Origin of the sequence: Xanthobacter sp. YC-JY1 (assembly GCF_021730305.1) — a bacterium.
GTDB classification, from domain to species: Bacteria; Pseudomonadota; Alphaproteobacteria; order Rhizobiales; family Xanthobacteraceae; genus Xanthobacter; species Xanthobacter flavus.
Map to the genome: position 1 here is coordinate 407,228 of NZ_CP032674.1, position 12,512 is coordinate 419,739.

General features: G+C 70.3%; 3 protein-coding genes. 2 read left to right on the top strand and 1 reads right to left on the bottom strand.

From position 1 onward, the window contains the following. Positions 1-11: 11 nt before the first annotated feature. Positions 12-1,148 (bottom strand): helix-turn-helix transcriptional regulator, encoded by a 1,137-nt coding sequence (locus D7006_RS02005; protein ID WP_237355342.1) that lies wholly within the window; start codon positions 1,146-1,148, stop codon positions 12-14. A 328-nt stretch (positions 1,149-1,476) separates the two neighbouring features. Between D7006_RS02005 and D7006_RS02010 the strand changes: the two genes are divergently transcribed. Further along, a complete protein-coding gene (locus D7006_RS02010; RefSeq protein ID WP_237355343.1) occupies positions 1,477-2,946 on the top strand; it encodes a hypothetical protein in 1,470 nt (489 codons plus the stop codon). A 295-nt stretch (positions 2,947-3,241) separates the two neighbouring features. Beyond that, entirely contained in the window at positions 3,242-12,493 is a 9,252-nt protein-coding gene (locus D7006_RS02015) for a type I polyketide synthase (protein WP_237355344.1), read from the top strand. Positions 12,494-12,512 lie beyond the last annotated feature (19 nt).

Genomic DNA, 12,512 nt, shown 5'->3' on the forward strand with positions numbered 1-12,512 from the left:
GCGATGAAGCGTCAGACCAGCGACAGATCGAGGCTCTCGCGCAGCCGTGCGACGAGCTCGCCCTGCCGGTTGGTGCCGGTCTTTTCGTAGAGCGCCTTCAGCTGGCTGCGCGCGGTGGAGAGCGCCACGTTGCGCTGCTGGGCGAAGTCGGCGAGGGAGGCCCCCACCGCCAGCGCCGCCGCCAGCGCCGCCTCGGAGGGCGTCAGCTTGAAGGTGGTCTGGATGCGCCGCGCCACATCGGCGCCGCCGCGCCCGGGCTGGCGCACCACCACCGCGATCTGCGAGCGGGTGGCAAGGCGCGGGCTGCCCTCGCCCGCGGGCAGCGGGTGCAGCGACACCCGGAAGGGGCCGGCATCCTCGCCGGCGCGCGCCACTTCCATGTGCTCGGCATGGGTGATGTTCGTTTCGCCCCGCGCGGCGGCGAGCGCCAGCGCGACGGCGGCAGCCACCTGCCGGGAGGCGCGGTCGTCGCGGAAGGCGAGCCGTCCCTGCCGCACGGCGATGTCGCCGGACTTCACCATGGTCTCGCCGGCGCGATTGACGTGGGCGACGTGCATCTCCGCATCCACGAGGAAGATGCCGGCATCCACGATGTCGAGGGCGGCGGCGATGTCGCCCACCTTCGCCTTCGCCTCGTCGAGCAGCGCGTAAAGCTCGAACGCGCGCCGCAGGTGCGGCACCACGAGGCCGAGCTTCTGCCGCTCGGTCTGCCCGAACGGGCCCTGTGCCCGCCCGCGCATGGCGCAGATGGTGGCCATCACGTCGGCTTCCTGGGCGAAGTAGGAGACGAGCGAATGCTCGATGTCCATGGGCTCCACCACCTCGCGGAAGAGGGCGGAGGCGCGGAACTGGTCGGGGTCCACCCCGTCCTCGCCGCAGATGACGCGGCCGGGATTGGAGAGGATGTAGGAGAGGCGGGGGTCTTCCGTCGCGTGGCGATAGAGGAAGGTCTTGTAGTCGTTGTGGTCGTGGCCCCACACGCGCCAGGTCGGCTTGGTCTGCTGCTTCAGGCTGAAGACCGCGAGCTGGCCGACGCGCCCGTCGATGAAGCGGGTGACGCCCTCCAGGAGGATGCCCCACTGACGGGGATCGCCGGAAAGCTCGTAAACGTCCCCGACGAGGCGGGAGTAGTGATCGAGTTCGCCCATGTCCGTCCCATTTTTCGCGAGGCGATTTCTCCGGCCGGGCCGGCGATCGCGTCGCCATGATCCGATGGGCCGCCATGGCCCACCCCGCGAGGACCGGACGGCGACTGTGTCTGCGTGCCTTGGTGACTGCCGCTGCCGAAGGGCGGCCCACGGAGATCGTGAGCGCAGCATTGCACAACCACCTCAGGCTGCAAGACGTCCCAAGGTCGGTCATCCCCCATTCGGATGATGCTTCCCGAACCGTTGGAATGCTGACGTAAGGGGGAGCCCCGGGGCGGGGGCATCAGAGGAGCGTGCCCTGAGAATGCGTGTCGAAAGGCCCCTTGAGATGACCACCGGAAGCGGCGAGCAGCGCCCCTCGACCCGGGAGGCGATCAGCGCGCGCGTCCGGAGCCTCGCCATCGAGGCGGGTGCGCGGCCGAGCGACCATGGCTTCGGTCGCATGTTTCCCGCCCTCGCGACGCCCTCGCGCGGCATCGGCGAGGGGCCGCGGACGCTGAAGGACCTCGCCCGCCTCGCCACCGCCATGGCCGCCACCGCCGAGGCGCCGGACGGGCGCCCGCCGCGCCGCCGCGGCGAAGGCGATGCCGACATTCCCGCCGCCTATGCCTTCCTCGTGGAGTTCGTGCTCAACGATCTCGTGTGGGAGCGTCGGCCGGTGGAGGAGGCGGGGGCGACGGGCTGCGCCCCCATCGGCACCTTCTCCTCCTTGTTCAACCGCCGCTCCGGCTGCCTCGACCTCGAATCGGTCTATGACGCACCGCGCGATCCCGCCGCCGTGCGGCGGATGCTGCTGGGGGAGGTGTGGCGCAATCCGCTGGGCGAGCCCGCGCTGCCGCCGAAGAAGAGCCCGCGCAACGACCTGCCGCGCCAGCCGCGCGCCCTCGACCCCGCCCGCGATCGCGTGCCGCGCATGAGCGACGCGCGCAACGACCGCAGCCTGCCGCTCAGCCAACTCCACGTCGCCTTCCTCAAGGCGCACAACGCGCTGGTCGCCACCGGACGCTCCTTCGAGGCGGCGCGCCGGGCACTGCGCCAGCGCTATCAATGGATGGTGCTGTTCGACCTCTTGCCGAAGATCGCCGATCCGGCGGTGGTGGAGGCGGTGATGAGCGAGGGGCCGCTGCTGTGGCGGCAGGACAGGCCGGGGGACATCTTCATCCCGGTGGAATTCTGGGCGGCGGCCTTCGCCATTGCCCCCAGCCTCGCCCGGCCGAGCTACGACTACAACCGCCACCTGAGGGATACGGAAGCTGCGGCGCTCTCCACCCGTGCCGCCCTCGGCCCCTCCGGCTCGGGCCCGGACGGCCTTCCGGCGAACCTCGTCATCGCCTGGGAAGGCTTTCTGCCGCTGGAGGCGGAGGCGCCGCAGCGGGCGCGGCGGCTCGACACCACCCTTGCCGGCGCGCCGGATACGGTGGAGGCGGCGGCGCTCCGGCACCTGTCGCGCGGCTACCGGCTCGGCCTGCCCAGCGGGCAGGCGGTGGCGCAGCATCTCGGCCTGAAGCCGCTCCGGGACGACACGCTGCTCGCCGCTCTGCCGGAAGCCCAGCGCGTTGCCGCCTTGCCGTTCTGCGAGGCGACGCCGCTCTGGTTCTACATCCTCGCCGAGGCGGGCGATCCCGCCGGGCCGGCCGGGAAGCATCTCGGGCCGGTGGGCAGCCGCATCGTCGCGGAGGCCCTGTGGACGCTGGCCCGCCATTCGGATGCCTCCATCCTCGCGCCGGGGGAACTGCGCGACTTCGACCGCTTCACCCTGAGCGACCTCGTCCTGCTCGCCGCCGAAGAGGACGGCTGAGCCCGACGGGTCATCGCGACTGGCCGAAAGGGGCCGCCGGCGCGCTGCGTGCCGGCGGCCTTTTCGCGTCGGCACAACCGCAGGGAGGTGCGTGCGGGCAAGCTTGAGTATTGGCGCATTAATCTTGTTCACGCTGCCCGAAAATATAGCAGAGCGATCGGTAATCTGGTAAACGTTATTCTTATTATGGTACCGTCTCAAAGTATTTATGCCAGAACTCAAGAATTGGTGATGACAATATTTTTGATATGAGCCTATTTTGCAGTGCGGGATCACACGGAAGGGGGCGCTTCCGATGGACAGTGTCGATCTGCTCGACGGCGAGTTGAAAACCGTCATCTCCCACTCTCTCACCGAAACGCAGGCCACCGAAACTCTGGCGGTCGCCGTGGTCGGCATCGGCTGCCGGTTTCCCGGTGGCATCGCGAGCGGATCGGATTACTGGTCCTTCCTCGTCGGCAAAAGATGCGGCATCCGGGAAATTCCAGCGGACCGCTGGAATTACCGCAACTATTACGATCCGGACCCCGAATGCGCGGGGCGCTCCTATTCGAAATGGGGCGGTTTTCTCACCGGCGACGTCTTCAGTTTCGATCCCGCCTTCTTCGACATGGCCCCGCGGGAGGTCATGTCCATGGACCCGCAGCAGCGGCTGTTGCTGCAGGTGGCGTTCGAGACCGTCGAGGATTCCGGCATCACGCTGCGCACGCTGCAGAAGAAGCGCACCGGCGTGTTCGTCGGCATCTCCACGTCCGACTTCAGCTATTCCCAGCGCTACCGGCGCGTCGCCACCGACATCTTCGCCGGCACGGGATCGGCCTATTCCATCGCCGCCAACCGCATCTCCCACCGGCTTGACCTCACCGGGCCGAGCATCGCCCTCGACACCGCCTGCTCCTCGGCGCTGGTTGCGGTGGACCAGGCGATCCGCCATCTCTCCATGGGCACCTGCGACGTGGCTCTGGCCGGCGGCGTGAACATGATGCTGGACCCCGGGCCCTTCGTCGCCTTCTCCAGCGCCAACATGCTGTCCGCGACGGGCGCCATCTACACCTTCGATGCCCGCGCCGACGGCTTCGTGCGCGGCGAGGGCTGCGGCCTCGTGCTCCTGAAGCCGCTCGCCCGCGCGGTGGCGGATGGTGACCGCATCTATGGCGTGCTGCGTGGCTCCACCGTGAACCAGGACGGCCGCACGCCGACCCTCACCGCCCCCAGCGACGTGGCCCAGACGGCCATGCTCAACAGCCTCTTGGAGCAGACTGGCATCGACCCGGAGGACGTGGGCTATGTGGAGGCGCACGGCACCGGCACGCCGGTGGGCGACCCCATCGAGGCCAGCGCCATCGGCCGCGTGTTCGGCGCGGGTCGGGTGGACCGGCCGGTGCTGGTCGGCTCCTTCAAGCCCAATCTCGGGCATCTGGAATCCGCCTCCGGCATCGCCGGGCTCATCAAGATCGTGCTCTCTGCGCACCATGGCGTGGTGCCGCCCAACCTGAATTTCGAGCGGCCGAACCCCAACATCCCGTTCGATGCCCTCGGCCTGAAAGTGCCGGTGGAGCCGACGCCCTACGATGCCGAGGATGGGGTGCGCCTCAGCGTGGTGAACTCCTTCGGATTCGGCGGCACCAATGCCTCGGTGGCGGTGGAGAGCTGGCACGGCGGTGGACGCGCCGCGAAGGCCGCGCCCGCGCGGGTTGTGCCCTCGGACGATCCCGCCTTCATTCCCTTCTCCGCCAACGGCAAGCCGGCGCTCGCCCTCTGGGCCGAGGAACTGGCCGAGGCGGTGGACATGGGCGGCGCCCTCGCCGGCGTGTCCTATGACAGCCTCTCGCAGGTGCTGAAGACCAGCCGCGACCATCTCAGCGAGCGCGCGGTCCTTCTCGCCGACCGTGTGGCGCAGGATCTGCCGCACAAGCTGCGTATGCTGGCGCTGGGCGCCGATGCGCCGGCCGAGGAGGCAGAGGCCGTCGCCCCCTACATCATCACCGGTCGCGCCCGGCCGCGCCGGCTCGCCTTCACCTTCTCGGGGCAGGGCGGGCAATGGTGGGCCATGGGCCGCAAGCTGCTCACCACCGAACCCACCTATCGCGCCTTCGTGGAGGAGTTCGACGCCGTGCTGAAGCCGTGGACCGGCTGGTCCGTGGTGGAGGAGGTGCTGAAGGCCGAGGACAAGACCCGCATCAATGATGCGGACGTGACGCAGGCCTCCATCTTCACCATGCAGGTCGGCCTCTACCGCATGTGGCGCGAGCGCGGCCTCACGCCGGAACTGCTGGTGGGCCACAGCTTCGGCGAGGTGGCGACCACCTATATCGCCGGCTGCATCGACCTCGAAACCTGCGCGAAGATCATCTACCACCGGGGCCTCATCCCCCACGGCAGCACGCGGCGCGGCGCCATGGCGACGCTGGGCGTCACCTTCGATCAGCTTGCGCCTTTGCTACCCGATGACGGCAGCGTGGTGGTGGCGGCCTATAACGGCCCCACCGCGCAGACCATCTCCGGCATGGAAGCCCCGGTGGATGCCGTGCTCGCCGAGGTGCGCCGGCTGTTCCCGGATGTCACCGCCCGCCGCCTCACCATGGATTTCGGCTGGCACTCGCCCCACCTCGACGATTGCGAGGCGAAGTTCCGCGATGGCCTCGGCGAGATCGACTGGAAGCCGCCGTCCATCCCCATCGTCTCCACGGTCACCGCCATGCTGGAGACGCGGTTCGACAGCGAATACTGGTGGCAGAACCTGCGCCAGCCGGTGAATTACAAGAAGGCCATCGATTTCTGTCTCGATCTCGGCATCGACGCCTTCCTGGAACTGGGGCCGCACCGCACGGTCACGCCCCTCATCCACGGCATCGCGCAGGAGCGCAATGCGTCAGTGGTGGCCGTGCCCTCGCTGGAGCGGCAGGGCGACGATCGCCTCGTCATGGCCCGCTCCATGGCGAACCTCTATGTGAACGGCGTCGCCTTCGACTGGACCGAGGCGGCCAAGGACGGCGAGGCCGACGCCCCCGCCCGCCCTGAGCATCTGGCCCTGCCGCGCCGCCCGTGGGTCACCGAGCGGCTGGTGCAACTGCCGCTGGAGGCTCGGCAATTCCTGTTCGACACCGACCGCCACCCGCTCTTGGGCTGGCGCGAGAGCGGGCCGGAGCCGGCTTGGACCAACGAAATCACGCTGAAAAGCCTCAAATATCTCGCCGACCATCGCCCCGGCGGCGACTGCCTGTTCCCCACCGTGGGCTATGTGGAGATGATGGCGGCGGCGCTGCGCGAGCTGTTCGGCGCGGCCCCGGTGGAATTGCGCGACTTCAAGATCATGGAGGCGCTCTCCATCGGTTCCGACGACGTGGTGCTGCTGCGCACCTCCTATGATCCCGTCACCAGTCGCCTGCGCATCTCCTCTTTGAAGCGCGACACCGAGGAAGACTGGCGCCTGCGGGTGGAAGCCTATGGCTGGCAGCACGCCTTCACCTTGCCGAAGGCGACGTTCGATCCGGCCGTGCTCTCCGGCACCCCCGCCATCACGCGGGAGGATTTCTATCGCCTCACCGCCCGCCACGGGCTCGATTACGGCCCCTCCTTCCAGGCCGTGGAGGCGCTCTGGCTGCCCGGTCCGCGCCATGCGGTGGCGCGCATCGTCAGCGCCGAGGCGGCGCGGCGCACGGGCTTTGTCGCCTTTCCCGGCCTGTTCGATTCCGTGCTGCAGGCCGGCCTCGTGGTGGACGACGTGGAAGCGGGCCTCTGGATCCCCGGCGAGCCCTTGCCGGAGATGGAGGAGGTGGGCGGCAAATATCGCCTCATGCTCCCGGTGGGCATCCGCAAGGTGATGGTGGCCGGCCCGCTGCCGAGCGAGGTGATCTGCGAGTTCTTCACCGATCCGCGCGACGACACCGGCATCTATCGCGTCTACGCGACGGACGGCACGCCGCTGCTGGCGGTGGAGAACCTTCAGGTGAAGACGCTGGGCGCGCTGAAGGCGTCGACCAGCGAGGGCGCCGTCGTCATCGACGAGACCTATGAGAGCGACGCCGACAAGACCCCGGCGCCGCTGCGCACCGGCCGCTGGCTGCTGGTGACCGGCGATGCCGCCGAGACCGCCCCGCTCGCCGCCGCATTGGAGGCTCAGGGCTCCACGGTCGAGACCATGGACCCGGCGCCCCTGTTCGCCATGGAGGCCGATGCCTTCACCGCGCAGGTGGAGGCGATGCTCGCGTCGCCGGAAGGCCTCGCCGGCATCCTCTATGCCGCCACCATTGGCACCCATCTCGCCGATGCGGACGCACTTTCCGCGCAGGCGCTGCTGGCGGCCGTGGAACCGGCCGCCAATGGCCTCGTCACGGTGGGCAAGGCGCTGGACCGCCTGCGCACTGCCCCCCTGCGGCCCACCCTCGTGGTGCTCGGCCGCGCCGGACGGCGGGTGCCGGGCGACGGCGCCATGACCACGGACGGCCTCGCCGACGCCCCGCTCCTCGGCCTCACCCGCACCATCGCAAATGAATGCCCCGAATTCGCCGTCCGCCATGTGGACGCGGACGCTGCGGCCTTCGCGGCCGGGGCGACGCTCGCCCAGGCGGTGGCGGAGGAGAGCGCGGAGGCGGAGATCGTGCTGCGCGGCGCCGGACGCCTCGTGCCGCGCCTGCGCCAGAGCGAGCTTTCCGCCCAGGCGCCGAAGCATCGGGTGATCGCGGCGGACACCGACCGCTCCAACTTCACGGTGACGATGACCCAGCCCGGCGTCATCGACAATGTGGTGCTGCGCGCCTGCCCCTATCCCACCCCCAAGGCGGGGGAGGTGGTGGTGGAAGTCGCGGCCGTCGGCCTCAACTTCCGCGACATCATGGCCGCCACCTCCATCCTGCCCGACGAGCAGGACGGGGCGGGCGCATGGTGGCGCAATCTCGGCCTCGAATTCGCCGGCACCATCCAGATGGTGGGCGAAGGCGTCACCGGCTTTTCGCCCGGCGACCGGGTGATGGGCATGGGCAAGGGCTTCCTGCGCCGGTTCGCCGCCGCCGATGCCCGCTTCCTCATGCATGTGCCGGACAGTGTCGACCTGAAGGACGCGGCGACCCTGCCGGCCGCCTTCATGACCGCCCATTATGCGCTGGTGGACATCGGCCGCCTGCTGCCGGAGGAGCAGGTGCTGGTGCATCTCGCCACCGGCGGCGTGGGCCTCGCCGCCATTCAGGTGGCGCGCAATATCGGCGCCGGCATCCTCGCCTCCGCCGGATCGGACGCGAAGCGCGATCATCTGCGCGCGCTGGGCATCACCTGCGTGATGAACTCGCGCAGCCTGGAGTTTGCCGAGGACGTGCGCGCGGCCACGAGCGGGCGCGGCGTGGATGTGGTGCTGAACGCCCTTTCCGGCGCCGGCATCGACAAGGGGCTGGAATGCCTCGCGCCGTTCGGCCGCTTTGTGGAGATCGGCAAGCGCGACCTCGCGCAGGACAAGCCCATCGGCCTCAAGTCCCTCTATTACAACAATTCCTATTCCGTCATCGACCTCTCCACTATCGCCGACGAGCGCCCCGCGCGGCTCTCCTCTTTGCTGCGGGCGGTGGAGGCGGAAGTGGCGCGCGGTGCCTACCGGCCGCTGGTTGCGACGCGCTTCCCCGTATCGCGGGCGGCGGATGCCATGCGGCTGTTCGCCAAGGCGCAGCACATCGGCAAGGTGGTGCTTACCTTCGACGAGCCCGAGGTGGAGGTGGAAATCGACCTCGCCCAGCCGATGCAGCTTTCGGCGGACGCGAGCTATCTCGTCACCGGCGGCCTGCGCGGCTTCGGTGTCGCGGTGGCGGACTATCTGAGCAAGGCCGGCGCCGGGCGCCTGCTGCTCGCGGGCCGCAACGGCACGCCGGATGAGGATGCGGCGCCGGTCATCGCCGCCATCGCGGCGCGGGGCACGCAGGTGGTGCCGCTCGCCCTCGATGTCACCGACCCTGAAGCGGTGGAGGCGGTGATCGCCGCCCATGCCGCGTCCGACAAGCCGCTGAAGGGTATTGTGCATGGCGCGGCGGTGATCGAGGACGGCTTCCTCGCCCAGCTCGACGCGGCGCAGATCAGCCGTGTCATCCGCCCCAAGGTGGGCGGCGGCTGGAGCCTGCATCGCGCGGTGGCGAAGCACGGCGTGGCGCTGGATTTCTTCGTCAGCTTCTCCTCGCTGGCGCAGGTGCTCGGCAGCCCGGGACAGGCCAACTACACGGCGGCGAACGCCTTCCTCAATGCGCTCGGCTCGTTCCGCAAGGGGCACGGCGTCGCCGGCTCGTCGGTGGCGTGGGGCTCCATCGCCGGCTCGGGCTTCGTCTCGCGCTCGGAGGCGCTGGGCAATTATCTGGAAAGCATCGGCATGAAGCCGGTGCCGGACACCGAGGCGGCGGCTTCGCTGGGCACGCTCCTGCGCGCGGAGGGGGAGAACCCCGCCTTCGCCCGCGCCGACTGGTCCGCCATCGCCCGCGCGCTCGCCCGCACCGCCGCGACGGGACGGGTGAAGCCGCTGCTGGCGCAGCGTTCCGCCGGCCGCTCGCGCATCCAGGCGGATCTTCTCGCCGCCCCCCGCGAACAGTGGGACGCCATGCTCGCCGACCTCATTCGCGGCGAGGTGGCGAAGGTGCTGAAGGTGGCCGCCGCCGATATCCCGCCCGATCGGCGGCTGTCGGAACTGGGGCTCGATTCCCTCTCCTCCTTCGAACTGAAGAATCGCATCGAGGCCCATGTGGATGTGAACATCCCGGTGGCCAAGTTCCTGCAGACGCCCACCATCACCGGCCTGTCCGGCGTGGTGGCCGCCACCTTCGAGGCGGCGCAGAAGGCCCGCGCGGCGAGTGCGGAAGCCCTCGCGGCGGGTGGCGAAGGGGCGGCCGGAAGCGCCGGCCCGCTCGCCTTCCGCCCGCTGGTGCGGCAGGAGGCGATGCTTGCCCTCGCCACCCGTCCCATGACCACGCAGGCGGTGCGCGGCGCGCTGGAGGTGGCGGCGTCACGCCCCGTCCCGACTGGCCTCGCCTTCGAGCCGCTGGCGCGAGCGCTGGCGGACCTCGCGGCGGCGCAGGATGCCTTGCGCCTCACCGCCACCGAGACCGGCGCCATCGTGCTCAACGGCGCGCCGGACCTTGAATGGGTCGCTTCCGCCGGGGCTCTCGCTCCGGTGACGCAGCCGGGGCCGCTGTGGCGGTTCGGCGTCTCCAAGGTTGAGGATGGCACGCTCACGCTCCATGCCCGCGCCCACCGCGCGGCGGCGGATGCGCTCTCGCCCCATCTCGCCCTCGCCGCTTTGATAGCTGCCGTGGAGACGGTCCCCGCGCCCGGCGCGCCCTTCACCGCCTTTGCGGCGGATGGGCGTCCGGCCGATGGCTCGCCGGAGCAGGGGCGCCATCTCGCCTTCTGGAAGGAAGTGCTGCGCGCGGCGCCGCCCGCCCTCGCGACGGGTGTGCGCTCGCTGGCGCTGGCGCCCGCCGGCTTCGGCATCAATCGCGGCCCGGTGGGGCGCATCTCCGCCCGCATCGCCATGCCCGGCTTCGCCGCTTTGCCGGCGACCGAGCAGGAGGCGCTGCTGCTCTCCGCTTTCGCGCGCACCCTCGCCACACGGCACAACGCGATTGCGCTCGCCATCGAGTGCCACGACCCGGCGCGGACAGGCGGTCCCGCAGCCCTCCTCGGCCCGGTTTCCACCTCCGTGCCACTGCTGCTGGACCGGCTGTGCGAAGCCGACCGGCTGGTGCGCCGCGCCCGCCAGCGCCTCGCTATGGCCCGCGATCATCGGGCCATCGACACGGCGGCGCTGGAAGCCATCCTCGGCGCCAAGCTCAATGCCGCCGGAGCGGCGCTCCGGCAATTGGGCTTCTCCTATCTGGATGCCGCGTCCGCCTCGGCGCTCGCCGCGCTCGGCATCGCCGATCCGCTGGCGGCGCTGGCCGATCCGTTCAACGAGCTGCGGCTCGATGCTCTGGCGGAGGGCGACGGCGTGCGCCTCGTCCTCGCCCTCGACACGGCGGCCTTCGATGCCGGGGGCGGGAAGGCCTTCATCGATGCCTTCGCCACCACGCTGGAAGCCCTCGGCGGCAGTGCCTCAAGCGTCTGTGACGCCACATGGCACGCCCCCGCCGAGCCCCTGCGCCGCACGGCTGCGGCGGTGCCCGAGCCGGTGGCGGCGTCGTCCGCCCCGGTGCATGTGAGCGGCGAGCGGGAGGTGCCCCTCTCGCTCAAGCAGGGCCTGCTGCTGCGCTCCTTCCTGAAGCCCGAGACCGGCCATGCCTGCCGCGCGGCCTGGACGGTCAACCGCGCCTTCCGCATCACCCCGCGCATGGACCTCGAACGCCTGCGCCGCGCGCTCCGGCTGGTGGAAGAGCGGCAGGAGGCGCTGCGCTCGCGCTTCGTGCTCGGCGACGACGGACGCCCGCGCGTCTTCATCCTGCCGCCCGGCGAGCCGCCTTTGGTGGTGGAGGACATGCCCGAGGCCGGCGGGGACGTGGACGCCCGCATCGCCGCCCTGATGGACGATGAGATGGACCCCTTCACCAACCCGCCCTATCGCATCACCGTCCTGCGCTGCGGGCCCGAGGGCGACGTGGTGGTGGCGCACGGGCATCACACGGTGTTCGACGGCTGGTCCCTCGGCCTGTTCGTGGAAGAGCTGTTCCAGGCCTTCCTCGGCATCCCGCTGCCGCCGCCGGAGATGGATGTCGCGACCTACGTCAACACGTTCGAGCGGGCGACGGACCCCGCCTTCATGGCCGAGCGCGACGCCTATCTGCGCAGCCTCTATGCGGTGGACCCGCCGCCGGTGCCGCACTTCGGCCGCCGGGCCAAGGGCCTCACGCCGAACTTCGACCTTACCCAGGGCGGGCCGTCCGGCGAGATGTTCGCCTTCCTCAGCGCCGACGGCCAGCAGCGGCTCCAGGCGCGGGCGCGCGGGGCCGGCGTCACCGAGACGGCGCTGCTCATCGCCGCCGTCGCGCAGACGGTGGCGGCGCGCGGCGGGGTGGACGACGTGATGCTCAACGTGCCCGCCGCCATGCGCACGGACCGCCGGCTCAACGGCTTCATCAGCTGGGTCGCCGGCTCGGCTTTGCTCCGGGCGCCGGCCCGCGCGCTGCCGAAGCTGGAGACTCTGGCCGCGAGCCTTGCCGACCAGCTCAACCGGGCCATGCCCTATGTGCCGTTCGAATATGCGGCGCTGGACGGCGCGGTGCATGACGAGGTGATCGCCGCCGGCTCCTACCTCGCTTTGTACCAGACCGGCATGCAAGCGCCCGACCGCTTCGCCCGCGGCGCCACCACATCGACGCTGCAACGGCAGGGCAAGAGCGAGGTGCTGGACCTCGGGCACATCAAGGTCGCGCCCGTCAGCTCGCGGCTCATGCGCTACGCCATCAACGAGTTCGACCTGCGCTCCTTCCAGAGCACGGACGGGCTCGCCTACCGCCTCGGCTTCGACCTCACCGCCTTGACTCCGGAAGAAGGACGAGGCTTGCTGGTGGAGGTGCTGGACCGTATGGGGCTTGGCGGCAACGGCTGCACCGCGATCGTCGATGCAGACGAGGAGCAGCCCGCGTGAGCCCCAGCGAGATGACAAG